Genomic DNA, 20,166 nt, shown 5'->3' with positions numbered 1-20,166 from the left:
GAAGCTGCCTTTTTCTTCAAACAACTATTTAAGCTGTTTTTTCGATTCGGCAATAGAAGAAACCATCGCCTTGACCCGCTTTCGGTAACAGCTGACGACCATGAATCTGCTCAATACCCCAATTCGCTTCGATCTTGATTTCTTTAGCATCCGCATGGGTAGTAAAGAACTCGACCATCTGCTGTTCATTTTCTGCTTTTAGAATCGAACAGGTGATATAAAGCAAAGTACCGCCAACTTTCAGTTGCTGCCACATATTTTCCAGAATCTGTTTTTGCAATTCCACCGTCTGGGCGATATCAGTGGATTGACGCAGCAGGCGAATATCCGGATGACGACGCATCACGCCAATCGCTGAACACGGCGCATCCAGTACGATACAGTCCGGCTGCTCAGCCGCCTGCCAGCTGATCGCATCAGCAGTAACGATTTCTACATGCTCACCTTCAAGTAGTAGACGTTCCAGGTTTTCCTGGACGCGCAGCAGACGTTTGGCATCCTGATCCAGTGCAATCAGCTTTTTAGGACTGTATTTTTCCAGGATATGTGCGGTCTTGCCACCCGGTGCTGCGCAGGCATCGACGATATATTTATTATTCAGGTTGGGCAGTAAAGTGGCACAGAGCTGGGCATGCTCATCCTGTACCGAGAAACCACCAACATCGAAGCCGGGCAGGTGCGGTACATGGACACTTTCATCCAGCACGATACCCACTTCAGAAATACTGCAGGCATGCGCAGCAATATCATGCTCTTCCAGAATTTCTAAATACTCATCACGGCTCACTTGACGTTCATTGACGCGTAAGGTCAGAGGAGCCACCTGTTTCAGTTCAGTGCTAAGTTCCAGCAGCTGTTCAGGCCAGTCTTTCTTTAAGCGTTTATATAACCAGCTTGGCAAACCATGCGCCTGTTTTAATGCTGCCTGGAATTCAGGTGTTTCACGTGAAACACGACGCAGGATGGCATTCACTACACCACTTAAAGCCTGATAACCGAGCTGTTTAACCGCCGTTACGGTCTCAGAAATTGCGGCATGCGGCGCAATCCGGGTTTCCAGTAGCTGATACAGACCAACATAGAGACAGGTTTCGACCGTATCATTGTTAATCGGTTTCACCAGTAATGGTAGGGTCACGCTTTTCAGCGCATACCACTGACGCAGTGTCCCAAGAACCAGTTCATGAAACAGGGCACGGTCACGCTCTGCCACTTTGCCAAGATGTTGTGGCAAAACACTGGCAAGCGATTGCCCTTGCTGTACCGCGAGCAGGGTGCGAATCACCTGGGCACGTAAGTTCAGGTGTGATGTGCCGGCTTCGTAATGACTCATGCCAGTATTTGTCCTACATGTAATTTTTGGGTTTGATTGATTTGAACCGGATTCAGCGCTTTACCGCCCGGCCACTGCAGTGAGGTCAGGCAAATAGCTTTTTGATCACCACAAGCCACATGTACGCCATGTTTATCTAGCGCGAGAATAGTTCCAGGGGCCTTACCTTCCGCATTTTCATGAGATAACAAAGAACCCCAAACGCGCAGGTTATTTGTTTCATCAATAGGTGTAAAAGCCACTGGCCATGGATTAAATGCACGGATATTGCGGTCAATCGTGACCGCATCCTGAGTCCAATCAATTTTAGCTTCTGCCTTGGACAATTTATGTGCATAAACCGTAAGCGCTTCATCCTGCACTTCGCGGTGATCAAGATAGTGCTGTAGAGATTCTTCTGATTCCAGCACTTTGACTGTTGCTTCAGCACCTTGCTGAGCCAGCTTGTCATGCAAAGAAGCAGAGGTGTCTTGTGGCTCAATCGGGCAGATGGTTTTATACATCATGTCGCCAGTATCCAGACCAGCCGCCATTTTCATAATGGTCACACCAGTCTCGGCATCACCCGTTGCGATGGCACGCTGGATCGGTGCGGCACCACGCCAGCGCGGCAGTAATGAACCGTGAATATTCAGACAGCCATATTTCGGCGTATCTAAAACCACTTGCGGCAGGATCAGACCATAGGCTGCCACAACCATGACATCCGCATTTAAGGCTTTTAACTCAGCTTGAGCTGCCAGACCTTCGTCTGTTGAAGATTTAAAGTGTAGCGGTTGATAAACCGGAATATTGTGTTCCAGTGCCAGCTGTTTAACCGCAGATGCAGTGAGTTTTTGACCGCGACCTGCTTTACGGTCTGGCTGGGTATACACCGCCACAATCTCATGGTCGGTCTTTAGCAGCGCAGCCAATGCAGTGGCTGCAAATTCTGGTGTGCCTGCAAAAATGATTTTCACGGATGAAATTCCAAATAAACTTAAAGGCATTATAAGGCATAAGGCAATTCGCAGCCTAATTCAGCAAAAGCTTACAGCTCAGTACCACCCATTACCGTGATAAATCACTCAAATTTCATATAAAAAAAACTCATGCAAATTGTAAAAAATATTCATGAAAGTTTTGTATTTAATCCGGAACGATAGCGGTATAGTAGTTTTTAATAAAAGATTTTAATCGTGTACGTACTGAAACTGCTCTGAGCATATCCCACACTGTCACATCGATAAGTGCCTGGTCCGCCGTGTAACTTGGTGTATGATATGTTCAATTTTCGACTGATTTCATGCTCTCGATCAGACAGATTTCGCCAGAGTGAATGAACTCATTCATCTCAAGCACAACCTTTGTTGGAATAACACAATGCCTGACTATCGTTCAAAAACATCGACACACGGAAGAAACATGGCGGGTGCGCGTGGCTTATGGCGCGCCACTGGTATGAAGGATGAAGACTTCGGCAAGCCAATTATTGCAGTGGTCAACTCATTTACCCAGTTCGTTCCGGGCCACGTACATCTTAAAGACCTCGGTCAATTGGTGGCGCGTCAGATTGAACAAGCAGGCGGCGTAGCAAAAGAATTTAATACCATTGCTGTGGATGATGGTATCGCGATGGGTCACGACGGCATGTTGTATTCACTGCCTTCACGTGACTTGATTGCGGACTCTGTAGAATACATGGTGAATGCACACTGTGCTGACGCAATGGTCTGTATCTCGAACTGTGACAAAATCACACCGGGGATGCTGATGGCGGCAATGCGCCTGAACATTCCAGTCGTATTCGTGTCAGGCGGTCCAATGGAAGCCGGCAAAGTGAAAATCCGTGGTAATGAACACGCGATTGACCTTGTTGATGCCATGGTGGTTGCAGCAGATGATAGCTTCACTGATGAAGAAGTTGCAGCATATGAACGTTCTGCATGTCCAACTTGTGGTTCATGTTCTGGTATGTTCACAGCGAACTCAATGAACTGCTTAACTGAAGCATTGGGTCTGTCTTTACCAGGTAATGGTTCAACACTTGCTACACATGCAAACCGTAAAAAGTTATTTGAAAAAGCAGGTCAACTCATCGTAGAGATCACCAAACGTCACTACGAGCAAAATGATTACAGCTTGCTGCCACGCAATATCGCAACCAAAGCATCGTATGAAAATGCCATGACTTTAGATATCGCAATGGGCGGTTCAACCAATACTGTATTGCATTTATTGGCAGCTGCTCATGAAGCTGGTGTTGATTTCACCATGAATGACATTGACCGTCTGTCTCGTAAAGTGCCAGTCCTGTGTAAAGTTGCACCTGCAAAGCAGGACGTGCATATGGAAGATGTACACCGTGCTGGTGGTATCATGTCGATCTTGGGTGAACTGGATCGCGCAGGTTTGTTGGATACCTCTGTACCCACCGTCCATGAAGCAACCTTAAAAGATGCCTTGGATAAATGGGACATTATCCGTACTGAAGATGAAGAGGTGTATAACTTCTTTAAATCAGCACCAGGCGGTGTACCAACACAAACCGCATTCTCACAAGACCGGTACTACTCACGCCTAGATGGCGACCGTGAAAATGGTGTGATCCGCAATGCCGAACATGCCTTCTCTAAAGACGGCGGTCTGGCAGTACTTTATGGCAACATCGCACTGGATGGTTGTATTGTAAAAACGGCTGGTGTAGATGAGTCGATCTTGAAGTTCAACGGTACAGCACGTGTATTTGAAAGCCAGGATTCAGCAGTTGAAGCGATCTTGGGCGGTAAAATCACGGCCGGCGATGTGGTTATAATTCGTTACGAAGGCCCACGTGGTGGTCCAGGTATGCAAGAAATGTTGTATCCAACCAGCTACCTGAAATCGAAAGGTTTAGGGAAAGACTGTGCACTTGTAACAGATGGTCGTTTCTCAGGTGGTTCATCAGGTCTTTCAATTGGTCACGTGTCACCAGAAGCTGCGGAAGGTGGTGCGATTGGTCTGGTTGAAGATGGCGACCGTATCGAAATCGATATTCCGAATCGTACGATTCATTTGGCTGTTGAGGACGCTGTAATGGCAGAACGTCGTGCAGCGCAAGAAGCCAAAGGTTGGAAGCCTGCGGAAGAGCGTCCACGCAAGATTTCTAAAGCCTTGAAAGCCTATGCAATGCACACCACGAGTGCTGCGAAAGGTGCAGTACGTGATATCTAAGCTGTAAATTTTTATAGCACAAAAAAGCACTCCAGATGGAGTGCTTTTTTTATTTCTTAGATATTTAAGGTTGGGTAAATTACGTGAACTTTCATAAAAGCAATCATGGCAGTACTTTAGATATTTAAAACCAATAAAGGCTTAATAAAAGTAGGTGTATAGTAAAAATACAGTATCAATGCAAAAGTGATTACACGCATGTCAATGAAATTTATTAGCCGCTTTGTCGTAATTTTAGTACTCGTTATGATTTTAGCCGCGCTTAGTATTCAATTTTTCTTTGATCCACATTACACCGTCGTATTCTGGATTTTAGCTGTTCCTGTGATTTTGGGGGCTCCGATTCTTGGATCTGTGGTCTTGGCATCCAATGAAGAACTTGATCTTCATCAGTTGAATTAAGCACACATATATTAAAAATGCGCCAAGCAGTGATTTGAATGACTATGTGAATGAATCTATCTCAGTTCTCTAACATTTGAACCATCGTCCAAGAAAAAGACTCGGCTTTAAAAGTCCGAGTCGGGTCGTGTGGCAACCCCCTGATATTGCACTGCAAATGCTAGTCTGATTGTTCGATAATTCTCTGCCTCAAATCACTTTTAGGGTTTTAATAATTTTTGCATAGGCAGAATCTTACTTTTGACGGCGCAAAAGTAACAAAACGCTCCTGTTCCGCTAACTCTACTTCCCTGTAGAGCAGCGAAACAGCGACATCCATGTCGTTTGGTCATGTGATTCAAATTTTTAAGGATTCATCAAAATGTTTTTCTGTAGGCTAATTTCTTTTACATACTGAATGCTTTCTATACAATGACCTTAAAGTAAATTGCCCAAGACCGAAGCTTAAGATTGGTCATTGCCCAGGAAGAAAATAATGAGTAAACAGAATATCCGCGAGCATTCCGCCCCCGTTTATGAAGGTATTGAAAATGCACCCGCCCGTTCCATGATGCGTGCCACCGGTTTTCAGGATGAAGACTTTACTCGCCCTTTTATTGGCATTGCTTCGACCTGGGCCAATGTCACGCCTTGCAATATGCATATTGATGGCTTGGCACGTACAGTCGAGCAGGGTGTGAGTGCTGCGGGAGGTAAGGGCATTATCTTCAATACCATTACCATTTCCGACGGGATTTCTAATGGTACTGAAGGTATGAAATACTCCTTGCTATCCCGTGAAATCATTGCGGATTCGATTGAAGCAGTGGTCGGCTGTCAGGCCTATGATGGCGTAATTGCCATTGGTGGCTGTGATAAAAATATGCCGGGCTGCATCATGGGATTGGCACGTCTAAACCGTCCAGGTCTGTTTATTTATGGCGGTACCATCAAACCGGGCGAAGGTCATACCGACATGATTTCCGTATTTGAAGCAGTCGGACAGCATGCCAAAGGTGAAATCAATGCGATTCAGGTCAAGCATATTGAAGAAGTGGCTTTGCCGGGTCCAGGTTCTTGTGGCGGGATGTATACCGCGAATTCCATGGCTTCTGCGATTGAAGCACTTGGTATGAGCCTGCCGGGTTCTTCTGCACAGGAAGCTGTGTCTGAAGACAAGCAGATCGACTGTGCCCGTGCCGGTGAAGCCGTGATGAATCTGTTACGTCTGGATATTAAGCCACGTGACATCATGACCAAGGCAGCATTCGAAAATTCAATTAAAGTGCTGATTGCTTTGGGTGGTTCGACCAATGGTGTACTCCATCTGCTGGCTATGGCGCATACTGCAGGTGTGGAGCTCAGTCTGGATGACTTTGTCCGGATTGGTAAAGACATTCCTGTAGTTGCTGATGTACGTCCATCGGGTAAATATCTGATGTCGGAGCTGATTGCGATTGGCGGGATTCAACCATTGATGAAACGTATGCTGGATGCCGGTATGCTGGATGGTTCCTGCCTGACTGTGACTGGTAAAACTCTGGCAGAAAACCTGGCGGATGTTGAAGATTATCCTGAAGGTCAGCAGATTATCCTGCCATTTGACCAGCCGGTGAAAAAAGATTCACATCTGATCATTATGAAAGGTAACCTTTCACCAAAAGGTGCCGTGGCCAAAATTACCGGTAAGGAAGGTCTTTACTTCAAAGGACCAGCACGGGTCTTTGAGGGTGAACAGGGCGCCATGCGCGGGATTCTGGATGGTGAAGTTCAGCCGGGTGAAGTGGTGGTAATTCGCGGTGTTGGTCCTAAAGGTGGACCAGGCATGCCAGAAATGCTGAAACCGACCTCAGCGATTATTGGTAAAGGCTTAGGGGATTCCGTAGCACTGATTACCGATGGTCGATTCTCCGGTGGTAGTCATGGGTTTGTGATTGGTCATGTCACCCCTGAAGCCTATGAAGGTGGACCGATCGGTCTGGTACAAAATGGCGATGAGATTTCGATAAATGCTGAAACCCGTGAAATGACCTGGCATGTCTCGGATGAGGAAATCGCTGCACGTCAGGCCGCCTGGATTAAACCAAAACCGAATTACACGCATGGAGCATTAGCCAAGTTTGCCAAACTGACCTCTGGTGCAGAAACCGGGGCAGTGACTGACCTAAATCTCGAGATCTAAGGGCTCTGTAAACATTGATCATTTTGTCTTGAATTGATATAAGTTTTTTCATATACAGCAGATCCAGGCGATCTGCTATTCTGGTGAAAAAGATAGTATCCTGTAGCAGTTAGACGCTGTCATCTGCTGCGTTATTCTCTACTGAGGCTGATCTCATGTCCCTGTTACGCCGTTGGTTCGATCCAATCCGATCGAGTTGGTTTTATCAAAAGCCAACCCGCCAGGCGGTGCTATCTGCTGAAGATGGCTTAACGATTTATCTGCGTCTGGATGATGTCTATAGCTATCTGGCGGTGCAGCTGTTACCACAACTGGAAGAGATCCTGAGTCCGGAATTAAAACCATTGAAGGTGGTAATTTCGAGTCAACGGGGCGAAATACCCAATCAGATGTCTTTTGAAGAATGGCAAAATTACTGTATTAATGATGCCAAAATCCTCTCCAGACAGCATCGTTTCAGCTTTCATGAAACGCCAGAATTACCTACTGCAGAAGCCTTAAAACAGGCCGAAACCATTCTGCGCCGAACACCATTGCGTGGCCAGGATTTTCTTTATCTGCTGGAAGATATCTTTCATATGCTCTGGCAAAAGCAGTATGGCAAACTGCGTACCTTGCATACCATGGCCAGTCGCCATCATCAGCCACAGGATTTTTCTGAACGAGTCTTTGACACAACCCCGGTTTTGGCCAGCTATTTTGATTTCGGTGGCCGTCAGTATCATGCGGTAGATGATCTGCTGCGTTTAACCCGCCGTCTGAAACAGCAAAAATTACTGACGGGTAATCCAATCTTCCTGATCAATCATATTGAATGGCGTGAACACCTGATCAGTGATGCTGAAGAACTGAATGAAATTCAGGGCTTAGATTCGGAACTGGATCTGTATATTGCCCTGGAAGATCCGATTTCCTGGCTGTTGCTGGCCTATATTAAGGAAGAACTGGCCGATTTTTATAATATCCATCTGAATGTCTATCCGCTGTCTTATCGTGGTCGTGATGGCTTTGACTGGGGACTGGCAACGCGCCTGTCAAAACGGACTGAAGTCGAATTCACCCCATTTTGCCGACCGACGGTACAAAGCATTTTGCCGATGGCACAGCTGTATTACAGCTGCCCGGAAGAAGGGCGGGTGGATGCGATGTACCGGATTTTGCAGGCGGTCTGGACGCGTGGACGTGACTTGAGTTATACCCCACATTTCAATGCCTTACAGCAGGAACTGGGAGTTGGGCAACTGACCGAAGAAGATATTCAGGCCAAGCTGAAAGACAATGATATGCTCTGTGAAATGAAGTCTCAGCCCAACTTGCCGGTGCTGGAACTTCGGATTGATAATCAAAGTTTTGTATTTAATAGCTTATATCGTGTCTGGATGATTGAAAGTATTTTCAGTAATGTGTTAGAAGAAAAGTATAAGAGTGATAATCAAACTGAAAGTGAACTGAATAAACATGAACAAAGTAAAAGCTGAATCATTACAACATGCACGTGAGCAGATTGACGCGATTGATACAGCTTTGGTTGAGCTGATTGCTGCGCGCCAGTTTTATGTAGACCAAACCACCCGTTTCAAGAAAACTGAAACTGACCTGCAATCTCCGGAACGGATGGAGCAGGTTGTCGAAAATGTCAAAGCCCAAGCTCAAAAGCAGGGCATTGATCCAGTATTTATAGAGCACCTGTATCGGGAAATGTTCAAGCATTTTATTCAGCGCGAACTGAAAGAATTTCGTCCTTAAGCGCCCTTTATTTAAAATCTGTGCTGGTCAATCTGATGCTTTCCAGCAAAGTACATCTTGAGCCTCAAGATTTGCTTGAGGCTGTATCCTTAAAACCCTGATTTTTCTTTGGCAGTAATTTTTATAGCATGGTCCTAAATAAATTTGGGATCATCAGATGATTGCTTTCGTTATTGCCATTTTTACCTTGGCAGGTCTGATTAAAGGTACGATTGGTTTAGGTTTACCCGCGGTTTCTATGGGTTTGCTGACTATTTTCATGAGTCCCTTTCAAGCGGCAACTTTACTGATCATTCCCTCCATGCTGACTAATTTCTGGCAACTCTTTGCTGAAGGTCATGTGTTACAGCTGATACGCCGTTTTTGGCTGCTGCTGTTAGGCATTATCGTCGGTTCAGTGTGGAGTGTTTTCCCGACCTTGGGACATTCTGAATTTCACAGCGAAGCTCTGTTGGGCGGGATGTTGGCCTTATACGGGCTGTATGGCTTGTTTGCGAAAAAGATGCCGGATTTAAGCCGGCATGAGAGCTGGCTGTCTCCAATTATGGGTTATCTCGGTGGTGCTTTAACCGTTGCCACAGGGGTCGTGGTGATTCCGATCGTCCCTTATCTACAGACTTTACATTTAAAACGTGATGATCTGGTACAGGCTTTAGGCTTAGCCTTTAGTACCTCGACTTTGTGTCTAGCGATTTTCCTGCATCAAAATCCTGTGGAAGACATTCCGATCGATTATGCCATATCGGCAATTGCTTTAGTTCCTGCGCTCATCGGCATGTGGTTGGGTAAGAAAATTCGCTATCGAATTCCTGAGCAGAAATTCCGTACTGTATTTTTTATCGGTCTGATTGCTCTGGGCAGTTATATGATACTGCACCAGTTCGGCTGGATTTAATCCAAGACTTTCTGAATCTCGGCAGAAAGTAAAAACTGGCTAAAATGTTGATAGGCAGCACTCAGTTCATCAAAATTTTTCGCAGCTAATAGTAACTTGCGGTTGGCCCAATCTCCAGTCAACTGGATTTGCTTAAATGCATAGAGCTTGGCCAAACGTTGCGCAGCACGTTGCGGCATGATGGCAATGCCAACACCATTCGCAACCACCTGAGCAATAGCAGAAAAATTCGGCAATCTTAAGCGGTATTGGATTTCGCAGTGGAGTAATCTGGCCTGGGTTTCAATAGACTGTTGTAAGGAGTGATATTGCATTAAACCCACAAAGGGATAATTCAGACAGTCCCCTAATTTTAATGCTTTACTGGTACTGAGATCATGCTGTTCTGGACAGATTAGCACCAAAGGATCATCTGAAAATTCCAGGGTTTGCAACTGTGGAGCAGCAAAGAAGCTGGAAATTAAACCAAGTTTGGCAGTGCCACTGGTCAATGCTGCAATGATGTCATTGCTCTCTGCTTCTTTTAGATCAATCTGGATATTGGGGTTATTGACCAGATACGTGGGTAGCAACAGGGGAAGATATTCACTTTGTGCTGATGAATTACACCACAAGCTGATATTAGAATGCTGTCCTTCACTAAAAACTGCCATAGCTCGTGACAGCTGTTGTCCCTGTTGCAGGATGGCTTGAGCATGTTCAGCGAAGACCTGTCCGGTAAAAGTGAGTTTTACTCCGCCAGAATGACGGATGAACAGGTTGACCTGATAGTGCTGTTCCAGTTTTTTAATCCTTTCACTGGCAGCTTGCAAGGAAATTGACGAGTATTCGGCACCCCTGGTCAGGCTGCCAGTCTCAACAATATTTAAAAACAGCTGTAAATCAAATAAATCCAGACGCATCTACAGGATGCTCATATAAAAGATCAGGCCTATTTAAACAATTCTTGCGATATAAAAAAAGCAGCCTGGAGGCTGCTTGAAAATTTAAGTCTTCGAATTATTTTTTATCAACTAGGCTAAAGAACCAGTTCAGGAATAACGCAGCAAAGGTCGCTGTACCAATTCCACCTAGGTTAAAGTTACCGAAGGTCAGGGCAAAGTCACCCGTACCTAAAATAATGGTCACAGCCGCAACCATCAGATTTTTGTTTTGTGAGAAGTCGACTTTATTTTCAATCCAGATTTTCGCACCGGCAATAGTAATCAGACCAAAGACCACAATTGAGGCGCCGGTTAAAATCGCCGTTGGAATGGTATGAATAATTGCACCAAACTTCGGTGATAAACCCAGGAACACAGCAAACACACCGGCTACGGCAAAGATAATGGTGGAGTAGACACGGGTCACAGCCATCACACCGATGTTTTCACCATACGTGGTCATTCCCGGAGCACCGACACCACCAGCCAAGGTAGTCGCAACACCATCTGCAACAAAGGCTTTACCGATATGCGGATCCAGGTTTTCTCCAGTCATTGCGCCGACTGCTTTAATATGCCCGAGGTTTTCAGCGACCAGAATCAAGGCAATCGGTGCAATAATCAGCATGGCATTCAATTCAAAAGTCGGCGCATGGAAGGTCGGTAAACCAAACCAGGCAGCCTGCTGAATTGGCAGGAAATTGATTGCAGTGCCATAACCCATGACATTGCTAAGTACGAAATAGATCAGATACGCTAACAATAGACCGACTAATAATAATAGACGTTGCAGTAAGCCACGAGTGAATACGGCAATTGAACCCATACACAATACTGTGACCAAAGACATCCACATATTAAAAGTATTGCCCATCACGCTTTTTACAGTCACAGGAGCCAGGTTCAAGCCAATAATCATGACCACCGCACCAGTGACGACTGGTGGCATCAGTTTTTCAATCCAGCGGGTCCCTGTTGCCATGACCAGAAAACCCATCAAGGCATAGAAGATACCACAGGCAATAATCCCGCCTGCTGCAACGCCAATATTCGGATTGAGGCCAGCACCACCGGCATAACCGGTTGCCGCAATCACCACACCAATGAAGGCAAAGCTTGAACCTAAATAACTTGGAACTCGACCACCTGTCATTATAAAGAACAGAATGGTACAGATCCCTGACATTAAGATTGCCAGGTTTGGATCAAAGCCCATTAAAAACGGTGCCAGTACAGTGGCACCAAACATTGCAAAAGCGTGTTGTACACCCAGAATTACAGTTTGTGTGGGTGGTAAATACTCTGCGGTACCTACTGGTCGTGCATCGATACTGCCCTCATAAGGGCGCCATTTGGGAAACCAACTGGACATAAAATGAGCACTCAAAAGATAAATTGAGCACATCATACTCTTGTTCTTTCAAAGATTTAATTACCAAAACAAAATTTTTGTTCAAATTAATTCTATGACTTTATTTGAGATTTTACCGTGTGGTAAAAGTAAAGTGGTTTAAAAATAAAGTGAAATCAGTAGATTAATTCATCAGCTACTTCTTGGGATGATCTATAAGTAAATCTAATGTGATATATAAAAGAAAGCTTTTTTGGCTGTTGACTGATCAATAAAAAAGCACATCATGGAGATGTGCTTCTTCATGATTAAAAATTACTTAGCCCGTATTACGTAAACCAGCGGCAATTCCGGCAATACTTACCATTAAGGCATGATCTACCGGGGTGTGTTCAGCATTTTGCTCTGCCAGATACAGACGACGGCGTTTCATCAGTTCGGCCTGTAACAAGTGCAGCGGCAGTAAATAGGGCTTACGCACACGCATTGATTGATCCAGCACATCGTTACTGGTCAGCAGTTTTGATTCACCTTTTAAGGTCAGCAGCGTTTGTACCGCATCTTTCAGGCGTTGACGCAGTTCCTCACCTAATACTTTCAGGTCGGGATCATGAGTCAAGTGTGACTCATAATACAATGCCACATCACCATCTGCTTTGGACAGGACCATTTCCAGCATATCAATCAGGGTCTGGAAATATGGCCACTGCGCTAGCATTTCATCGAGTGTGGCACGTTGACCCTGATCCAGTACCTCATTTAATGCAGCACCGGTACCGAGCCAGGCAGGTAGCATCAGACGGATCTGGGTCCAGGCAAAGACCCATGGAATTGCACGTAAAGATTCAATCCCGCCACTTACTTTACGTTTCGCTGGACGTGAACCTAAGGGCAGCATTTGCAGTTCCAGTTCTGGGGTGACGGTACGCAGGTATTTTACAAAGTGGGGATTTTCACGGACTGTCTGACGATAGACCTGTACCGATAAATCGGTCATCTGATGCATCAGGTCACGCCATTCTGTTTTCGGCACAGGGGGCGGCAATAGCGTTGCTTCCAATGTTGCCGCGGTATAGATCTCCAGGTTTTGTAGCGCGATGCCTTCCAGACCGAACTTGAAGCGGATCATCTCACCCTGTTCAGTGACACGAATCGCACCTGAGATCGAGCCGGGTGGTTGTGAGAACAGGGCTTGTTGTGTTGGAGCCCCCCCTCGGCTGATTGAACCGCCACGGCCGTGGAACAGCGTCAGCTGGATACCATGCTGTTTTGCAACAGCCGTCAGTTCCTCTTGGGCACGGTATTGCGCCCAGTTGGCAGACATAAAACCGGCATCCTTGGCTGAATCTGAATAGCCAATCATGACTTCATGCTTGCCCTGAATATGCTGTTTATACCAGTGCATATTGAACAGGGTTGACATGGTACTGGCTGCGCCATCGAGATCTTTCAAAGTTTCAAAGAGAGGCACTACACGTAAAGCCTGCTTGATACCTGCTTCTTTTTGCAATAATAAAACCGCCAGTACATCACTTGGATATTCCGCCATCGAAATGATATAGGCACCGAGTGATTCACTTGGCTGTTCTGCCAGCGTACGCATGGTCGCGAAGACTTCCTGCACATCCGGATGCTCAATCAGGCTGCCGGCCGGTTCATTGAGGTATTTTGGTAATAACGGACGCTTGCTTTGCAGTTCCTGTAATAAGAAATTTTGACGTGCCTGTTCAGTCCAGGTTTCAAAATTACCTAAGCCAAGATACTCCGTAATCGCAGAGATCGCTTGACGGTGACGGCCAGATTCCTGACGGATATCCAGTTTCAGCAATTCAATGCCGAAACTGTTCACACGGTAAATAAAGTCCAGCAGTTTGCCATTGGCAATTTCCGGCAGATTGCACGCTAGTAGCGAGCGATAGCACAGCAATAAAGGCTGTAATAACTCATCTTTGGTTTTAATTACCTGGCTGTCATCGGCATCATTGCCATGCAGTTTTTCTGCCAGCCAGTGCCGCGTTGCTTTCAGGCGTTCACGGGTGTCACGGAGATATTCACGATAAGGTTCCGGATGTGAGCTGCCCAGCGCCTGTTGCAGTTCTTCACTGCATTGCTGGATCGACAGTTCCCAGCGCAGATCTTCAATATCACGTAAATACAGATCAGCAGCTTTCCAGCGTGACAGCCACAGTACTTCCTGAGTAATGTGATGGGTCACATTCGGGTTACCGTCACGATCACCTCCCATCCAGGAGGCAAAACGCACTGGCGCAACACTGAGCGGTAATGACTGACCGCACTGTTCCTGTACCATGCCATCCAGTTCACGGATGAATTTTGGTACTGCATTCCATAAGGTCTGTTCAATGGTAGTAAAGCCCCATTTGGCTTCATCGACTGGTGTCGGACGATGCTGACGGATTTCATCAGTCTGCCAGGCAGACGTGATTAGCTGTTTCAGTTCGGCCAAAACGGCTTGGCGTTCACGCGGGGTAAGTTTCTGCTGGTCGCATTTGGACAGACAGTCATTGATACCATCATATTTTTGAATCAGGGTGCGGCGGCTGACTTCAGTCGGATGCGCAGTCAGTACCAGTTCAATTTTCAGTTCACAGATCTGCTGATATAGGCTTTCAGCGGAAATTTCCTGCTGTTTAAATTTTTCAAATAGGGGAACCAGGGGATTTGGCGATTCGGCAGTTTCATCAAATTCGCTTTGACGGCGACGACGGACCACGTGATATTGCTCGGCAATATTGGCAAAGTTCAGGAAGTGGGTAAAGGCACGGGTAAGCGGAAGAATTTCATCATCTTCCAGACTGAGAAATAGCTGTTCGAGTTGTTTTTCTGCTTCTAGCTGGCCGTCACGAGCACCTTTGGAAAGCGCCCGAATCTGTTCTACCTGATTAAACAAATCCTGCCCCGCATGTAGCTTTAAGGTTTCACCGAGCAGATTGCCCAGTAAACGTACGTCTTCGCGTAGTGGTGCATCAATTTGTTGAGCCATTTTTATATTCCCTCTGTTGCATTTCCTAACTATACCGCGCCTGGAAAGCATTCCAAGCCCGTTACAGACAAAAGTCGGACACGACCTGCCTATAAAATAGCAAGGTGAATGCCAATTTGTATGAATCTAATTACAAATTGGCAGTTTAGGCGGCATAGCGCAATAAGAAAATATGAATAGCGTCCTGAATAATTATTTGCTGTTGTTCTAAGGCAGGTACGGGAAACACACCCAGCAGAACTTTCTGATGCCGGTTACCAAATAGCAGTGAGAGCATCAGTTCAGTTTGACGCAATGGATCATCTTGCTGAATAAAATGATAGCTCTGGGCCAAATGAAAGAACTCTTGCCAGAGCTGGCTTAATCGCAGATGCGAGGCATTAAAGAATTGTTGGGTTAAAGGACTTTGCTCGGAAGCCAGTTCCATCAGCAGTAAATCCAGTTTAATCGCTTCCGGCAGATTGACCATATTCATCGACAATATACAGGCTTCATGCAACGCATCATGAAAATTGCTCTCGGCATGCAGCAGTGTCGTTGGACTGGCTGGAATCAGATGCTCACAGGTATCTTCAATTGCGCAGGTAAACAGTGTGGCTTTGTCCTGAAAATGGTTATACACCGTTAGCTTGGACACGCCCGCAGCCTGCGCAATCTGGTTCATGCTGGAACCATGATAGCCATGCTGCAAAAACAGGTGTTTGGCCGCATCCAGAATCCGCCGGCGCTTTTCGAGATCTTTAGGACGTCCTACGGGAATTTGCACATTTTTTTCCAAAAAAATAAAAATGGTCATTGTTTTATGGAGGTAATTCTAATTAGTGTACCGCATGGTATATTAATTAAAAAATAACCAGTTCACTATAGCGCAGTCTATCGACCAGAAAAATCATTATTTGATAAGAGCAGACAACATGAGCACGATTCAGTACGTCCTGACCGGCATGATTATAGCTTGCAGTGTGACCTTAGGGGGATGCAGCAAAAACAATGCGACAACAGAACAGGAAGTTCCCTTTGTCATGGTGACTCAGCCGAATACCTCCTATTTAGAACAGAAAAGCTATGCCGGGGATGTACAGGCACGTCAGCAAACGCCACTGGCGTTCCGGGTAGCTGGTCAGATCACCCAGCGTTATGTCGATGTCGGGGATCAGGTTCGGGTAGGGCAAGTACTGGCAAGCTTAGATGTCAAGGATGCGGAACTGCAGTTAAACGCAGCGCGTGCCCAACTGGAAAGTGCCCAGTCTGCAGCCAAAATTGCGGAAGATGAACTGAGCCGTTTTAAACAGTTACTGCCGGCCAATGCGGTCAGCCGCTCGCAATATGATGCAGTCGAGAATCAATATAAGGCAGCTAGATCGAATCTGAAGCAGGCCCAGTCCAATTATGATGTCAGCCGTAACCAGACGAGTTATAACCGCTTAATTGCCAATAAAAATGGCGTGATTACTGCACGTCATATTGAAGTCGGTCAGGTGGTGGCGGCAGGGCAGGCAGCCTTTGAAATTGCGCTCTCCGGAGATCGTGAAGTGGTGATTGGGGTACCAGAACAGGCGGTGAGCGAAATTAAAGTGGGTCAGACCGCTTGGGTTACCCTCTGGTCGAAAAAAGATGAAAAATTCAGTGCTTATGTGCGTGAGATTTCTCCGGCTGCAGATCAGTCCCGGACTTTTACGGTTCGGGTGGCATTACGTGAAGGCCAGAAGTCAATTCAGCTCGGACAAAGTGCCCGTGTATTCTTTATCAAAACTCAGGACAATGCTCTGAGCGTACCCTTATCCAGTGTCTCTGCGACGGATGGTCAGGCCTATGTGATGGTCGTTAAGCCGGACGCTACTGTACGTAAGATCCCGGTACAGATTGGTGCTTATGGCCGTGATTCTGTGCCTGTGCTGAGTGGCCTCAAAGCAGATGATTATGTAGTGATTGGAGGCATTCACCTGCTCCGGGATCAGCAAAAGATCCGTCCGATTGACCGTCAGAACCGTAGTGTAACTATACGGGCTGGAGGTTAAACATGAATTTTAACCTTTCCGAATGGGCCCTGAAAAATAAGGGGCTGGTGCTGTATTTCATGATTCTGCTAGGTCTGGTCGGCATCATGTCTTATTCCAAACTGTCACAGAGTGAAGATCCGCCTTTTACCTTTAAAGTGATGGTGGTACAGACCTACTGGCCGGGGGCCAGTGCACAGGAAGTTTCCTTGCAGGTCACGGACCGGATTGAAAAGGAACTGATGACCACGGGGCAATATGACCGCATCATGGCTTATTCCCGTCCAGGTGAATCGCTGGTGACCTTTGTGGCCAAGGATTCGCTACGGTCCAAAGAAGTTCCTGATGTCTGGTATAACGTTCGTAAGAAAATTAATGATATCCGGCATGAACTGCCACAAGGCGTGCAAGGTCCGTTCTTTAACGATGAATTCGGCGATACCTTCGGCAATATCTATGTGTTGAAAGGCAAAGATTTCGACTACGCGACACTAAAAGAATATGCCGACCGTCTGCAACTACAATTGCAGCGTGTAAAAGATGTTGCCAAAGTTGAGCTGATTGGCCTGCAGGACCAGAAAATCTGGATTGAGATTTCTAATACCAAAGCTGCACAGCTGGGTATTCCAGTCATTGCTATTCAGCAATCGCTACAACAGCAAAATGCCATGAGCAATGCCGGTTTCTTTGAAACCGACACAGACCGGATTCAGGTTCGTGTCAGCGGTGCATTGCAGACTGTAGAAGAGCTACAGCAGATGCCACTCTATGTGAATGGTAAAACCATCCAGCTCGGCGATGTCGCAGAGGTCTATCGCGGCTTTACTGATCCAGCCCAGCCACGCATGCGTTTTATGGGGGAAAATGGCATTGGTATTGCGGTATCGATGCGTAAGGGCGGCGATATCATTGCGCTAGGTAAAAACCTGGAACAGGAATTCGCCCGTCTGCAGAAATCCCTGCCTCTGGGGATGGATCTGCAAAAAGTATCGGATCAGCCGGTGGCGGTAAAGCGCAGTATCAACGAGTTTATGAAGGTGCTGGTGGAAGCGGTAATTATCGTGCTTCTGGTCAGTTTCTTCTCTCTCGGCTTTCGCCCGGGTCTGGTGGTAGCTTTTTCAATTCCTTTGGTACTGGCAATGACCTTTGCCGGGATGCAGCTATTTGATGTCGGTCTGCACAAGATTTCCCTGGGTGCACTGATTCTGGCACTTGGCCTGCTGGTCGATGATGCCATTATTGCCATTGAGATGATGGCGATCAAAATGGAACAGGGCTATAGCCGGCTGGAAGCTGCCGGGCATGCCTGGCGTACCACGGCATTTCCGATGTTGACCGGAACCCTGATTACGGCAGCTGGCTTCCTGCCAATTGCGACTGCTGCATCCAGTACTGGTGAATATACCCGTTCTATCTTTCAGGTGGTGACCCTTGCCTTGCTGGTGTCCTGGATCGCTGCAGTGCTGTTTGTTCCTTATCTGGGTGATAAACTCCTGCCGGATTTTAATAGAGATCTGATCCAGAAAGCCCCTTGGTATCAGCGTTTATGGGCACGTCTGCGCAAGCAGCCTGAACCAGAGCCGATTGTGCATCATGCGGGGGAGCATCATGATCCTTATCAAACCCGGTTCTATCAGGGTTTTAGACGTTGGGTAAATACCTGTGTCACTTATCGCAAGACCGTGATTGCGTTGACTGTAGGAATTTTTGCCCTGTCGATCATCATGTTTAAATTCGTACCGCAACAGTTCTTTCCACCTTCTAATCGGGCAGAAATTCTGGTCGATCTGAAACTGGAAGAGGGGGCTTCACTGAAAGCTACCGAAGCTGCCGTGAAAAAAGTCGAAGCTTTCCTGTCTAAACAGGAGGGCATTGACAATTACGTGGTGTATGTTGGCACCGGCTCACCGCGTTTTTATTTACCACTCGATCAGCAGTTGCCTCAAACCAGCTTTGCCCAGTTTGTGGTATTGGCCTCTTCCCTGGAAGATCGCAATGAAATCCGTGAATCTTTAAGCAAGCAGATTCGTCTGCTGTTACCTGAAGTACGTACCCGTGTATCTTTGCTGGAAAATGGTCCACCGGTCGGCTATCCACTCCAATTCCGGGTGTCGGGTGAAGACTTGGCACTGGTACGCAGCTGGGCACAAAAAGTCGCTGCCAAGGTAGCCGAAAACCAGAATACCACCAATGTACATCTGGACTGGGGCGAGCCAAGTAAAGTGATCAAATTAGACATTGATCAGGACCGTGCCCGTCAGATGGGTGTGAGCAGTAGTGATCTGGCCAATTTCCTGAACAGCTCCATTGCAGGCGCGGGACTGGATCAGTTCCGAGAAAAACGTGAGCTGATTGAAATCCGTCTGCGTGGTGAGCAGGCTGAACGTGTCGATGTGGCATCTTTAAGCAGTCTGGCGGTACCCACTGCACGTGGTAACTTTGTGCCCTTGGCGCAGATTGCCAATATTGAATACAGCTTTGAAGAGGGACTAATCTGGCATCGTAACCGTTTGCCGACGATTACCGTACGTGCGGATATCCGTAGTAATTTACAACCAGCCACCGTGGTCAATCAGCTTGCTCCTGTCTTGGAGAGCATTAAAGCTCAATTACCAAGTGGCTACTTGATTGAGGTAGGCGGAACCGTAGAGGAATCAGCACGTGGTCAGACATCTGTGAATGCTGGTATGCCATTGTTCCTGGCAGTGGTTCTGACCCTGCTGATGATCCAGCTAAGAAGTATGTCACGGACCTTTATTGTGTTCCTGACCGCGCCACTGGGCATCATTGGCGTGGTACTCTTTCTGTTATTGTTTAATAAACCGTTTGGTTTCGTCGCCATGCTGGGTACGATTGCACTCTCAGGCATGATCATGCGTAATTCCCTGATTCTGATTGATCAGATTGAACAGGATATTCAGGCAGGGGAATCACAGTGGGATGCCATCATCAATGCCACGGTACGCCGTTGCCGTCCAATTGTATTGACTGCCCTGGCTGCTGTACTGGCCATGATTCCACTTTCACGTAGCATTTTCTTCGGTCCAATGGCGGTTGCCATCATGGGCGGACTGATTGTGGCGACACTGTTAACCCTGTTTTTCCTGCCGGCCTTGTATGCGCAATGGTTTAAGGTAAAGAAAACTTCGCAATCGGTCTAAA

14 protein-coding genes are annotated in these 20,166 nt (G+C 46.7%); 8 read left to right on the top strand and 6 right to left on the bottom strand.

The features are described 5' to 3' along the window. Window positions 1-28: 28 nt before the first annotated feature. Both rsmB and fmt read right to left on the bottom strand, forming a co-directional pair. Window positions 29-1,333, bottom strand: coding sequence for a 16S rRNA (cytosine(967)-C(5))-methyltransferase RsmB (gene rsmB, locus ACS72_RS15570; RefSeq protein ID WP_048882624.1), 1,305 nt, complete (start codon window positions 1,331-1,333; stop codon window positions 29-31). After that, a complete protein-coding gene (gene fmt, locus ACS72_RS15565; protein WP_048882623.1) occupies window positions 1,330-2,292 on the bottom strand; it encodes a methionyl-tRNA formyltransferase in 963 nt (320 codons plus the stop codon). Before fmt ends, rsmB begins: the two co-directional genes overlap by 4 nt. 403 nt (window positions 2,293-2,695) lie before the next feature. Between fmt and ilvD (ACS72_RS15560) the strand changes: the two genes are divergently transcribed. From ilvD (ACS72_RS15560) to ACS72_RS15535, 6 genes are all read left to right on the top strand, one after another. Continuing rightward, the gene (ilvD, locus tag ACS72_RS15560) at window positions 2,696-4,525 is read left to right on the top strand and encodes a dihydroxy-acid dehydratase (protein WP_081405876.1); all 1,830 of its coding nucleotides are present in this window, start codon (window positions 2,696-2,698) and stop codon (window positions 4,523-4,525) included. A 198-nt stretch (window positions 4,526-4,723) separates the two neighbouring features. Next, window positions 4,724-4,927, top strand: a complete 204-nt coding sequence (locus ACS72_RS15555) for a hypothetical protein (protein WP_004895910.1) — start codon at window positions 4,724-4,726, stop codon at window positions 4,925-4,927. A gap of 475 nt (window positions 4,928-5,402) precedes the next feature. Beyond that, the gene (gene ilvD / locus ACS72_RS15550) at window positions 5,403-7,088 is read left to right on the top strand and encodes a dihydroxy-acid dehydratase (protein WP_048882621.1); all 1,686 of its coding nucleotides are present in this window, start codon (window positions 5,403-5,405) and stop codon (window positions 7,086-7,088) included. Between the two features lie 155 nt (window positions 7,089-7,243). Then, window positions 7,244-8,566, top strand: a complete 1,323-nt coding sequence (locus ACS72_RS15545; RefSeq protein WP_048882620.1) for a hypothetical protein — start codon at window positions 7,244-7,246, stop codon at window positions 8,564-8,566. Further along, complete coding sequence (locus ACS72_RS15540) at window positions 8,547-8,834, top strand: chorismate mutase (protein ID WP_048882619.1); 288 nt, start codon at window positions 8,547-8,549, stop codon at window positions 8,832-8,834. The genes ACS72_RS15545 and ACS72_RS15540 overlap by 20 nt, the downstream gene beginning before the upstream one ends. Before the next feature lie 157 nt (window positions 8,835-8,991). Continuing rightward, complete coding sequence (locus ACS72_RS15535; protein WP_048882618.1) at window positions 8,992-9,729, top strand: sulfite exporter TauE/SafE family protein; 738 nt, start codon at window positions 8,992-8,994, stop codon at window positions 9,727-9,729. Here the strand turns inward: ACS72_RS15535 and ACS72_RS15530 are convergent. From ACS72_RS15530 to ACS72_RS15515, 4 genes are all read right to left on the bottom strand, one after another. After that, the gene (locus ACS72_RS15530; RefSeq protein ID WP_048882617.1) at window positions 9,726-10,631 is read right to left on the bottom strand and encodes a LysR family transcriptional regulator; all 906 of its coding nucleotides are present in this window, start codon (window positions 10,629-10,631) and stop codon (window positions 9,726-9,728) included. The two genes, ACS72_RS15535 and ACS72_RS15530, sit on opposite strands and share 4 nt — an antisense overlap. A 97-nt stretch (window positions 10,632-10,728) precedes the next feature. After that, the gene (locus ACS72_RS15525; RefSeq protein WP_048882616.1) at window positions 10,729-12,024 is read right to left on the bottom strand and encodes a solute carrier family 23 protein; all 1,296 of its coding nucleotides are present in this window, start codon (window positions 12,022-12,024) and stop codon (window positions 10,729-10,731) included. 298 nt (window positions 12,025-12,322) lie between these two features. Next, a complete protein-coding gene (ppc, locus tag ACS72_RS15520) occupies window positions 12,323-15,007 on the bottom strand; it encodes a phosphoenolpyruvate carboxylase (protein WP_048882615.1) in 2,685 nt (894 codons plus the stop codon). A 145-nt stretch (window positions 15,008-15,152) separates the two neighbouring features. Beyond that, complete coding sequence (locus ACS72_RS15515) at window positions 15,153-15,773, bottom strand: TetR/AcrR family transcriptional regulator (protein WP_212771699.1); 621 nt, start codon at window positions 15,771-15,773, stop codon at window positions 15,153-15,155. A 148-nt stretch (window positions 15,774-15,921) separates the two neighbouring features. On the opposite strand from ACS72_RS15515, the gene ACS72_RS15510 reads away from it, so the two are divergent. Together ACS72_RS15510 and ACS72_RS15505 are read left to right on the top strand one after the other, a co-directional pair. Then, on the top strand, window positions 15,922-17,025 hold the full coding sequence (locus ACS72_RS15510) for an efflux RND transporter periplasmic adaptor subunit (protein WP_048882613.1): 1,104 nt from the start codon (window positions 15,922-15,924) through the stop codon (window positions 17,023-17,025). A gap of 2 nt (window positions 17,026-17,027) precedes the next feature. Then, the gene (locus ACS72_RS15505; RefSeq protein ID WP_048882612.1) at window positions 17,028-20,165 is read left to right on the top strand and encodes an efflux RND transporter permease subunit; all 3,138 of its coding nucleotides are present in this window, start codon (window positions 17,028-17,030) and stop codon (window positions 20,163-20,165) included. The last annotated feature ends 1 nt before the right edge of the window (window position 20,166 follow it).

It is taken from the genome of Acinetobacter sp. VT 511, assembly GCF_001077515.1.
Lineage (GTDB): Bacteria > Pseudomonadota > Gammaproteobacteria > Pseudomonadales > Moraxellaceae > Acinetobacter > Acinetobacter schindleri.
Note: the sequence above shows the minus strand (reverse complement) of the source record. Positions and strands in the feature narration are given on the sequence as shown.

What these genes read in the sequence shown, in the direction of transcription:
- ACS72_RS15555 (WP_004895910.1), top strand. Translation starts at nt 4,724, where the DNA reads ATGTCAATGAAATTTATTAGCCGCTTTGTCGTAATTTTAGTACTCGTT.
- ACS72_RS15530 (WP_048882617.1), bottom strand. Translation starts at nt 10,631, where the DNA reads ATGCGTCTGGATTTATTTGATTTACAGCTGTTTTTAAATATTGTTGAG.
- ppc (WP_048882615.1), bottom strand. Translation starts at nt 15,007, where the DNA reads ATGGCTCAACAAATTGATGCACCACTACGCGAAGACGTACGTTTACTG.
- ACS72_RS15545 (WP_048882620.1), top strand. Translation starts at nt 7,244, where the DNA reads ATGTCCCTGTTACGCCGTTGGTTCGATCCAATCCGATCGAGTTGGTTT.
- ACS72_RS15535 (WP_048882618.1), top strand. Translation starts at nt 8,992, where the DNA reads ATGATTGCTTTCGTTATTGCCATTTTTACCTTGGCAGGTCTGATTAAA.
- ACS72_RS15525 (WP_048882616.1), bottom strand. Translation starts at nt 12,024, where the DNA reads ATGTCCAGTTGGTTTCCCAAATGGCGCCCTTATGAGGGCAGTATCGAT.
- ACS72_RS15540 (WP_048882619.1), top strand. Translation starts at nt 8,547, where the DNA reads ATGAACAAAGTAAAAGCTGAATCATTACAACATGCACGTGAGCAGATT.
- ACS72_RS15510 (WP_048882613.1), top strand. Translation starts at nt 15,922, where the DNA reads ATGAGCACGATTCAGTACGTCCTGACCGGCATGATTATAGCTTGCAGT.
- ilvD (WP_048882621.1), top strand. Translation starts at nt 5,403, where the DNA reads ATGAGTAAACAGAATATCCGCGAGCATTCCGCCCCCGTTTATGAAGGT.
- rsmB (WP_048882624.1), bottom strand. Translation starts at nt 1,333, where the DNA reads ATGAGTCATTACGAAGCCGGCACATCACACCTGAACTTACGTGCCCAG.
- ACS72_RS15505 (WP_048882612.1), top strand. Translation starts at nt 17,028, where the DNA reads ATGAATTTTAACCTTTCCGAATGGGCCCTGAAAAATAAGGGGCTGGTG.
- ilvD (WP_081405876.1), top strand. Translation starts at nt 2,696, where the DNA reads ATGCCTGACTATCGTTCAAAAACATCGACACACGGAAGAAACATGGCG.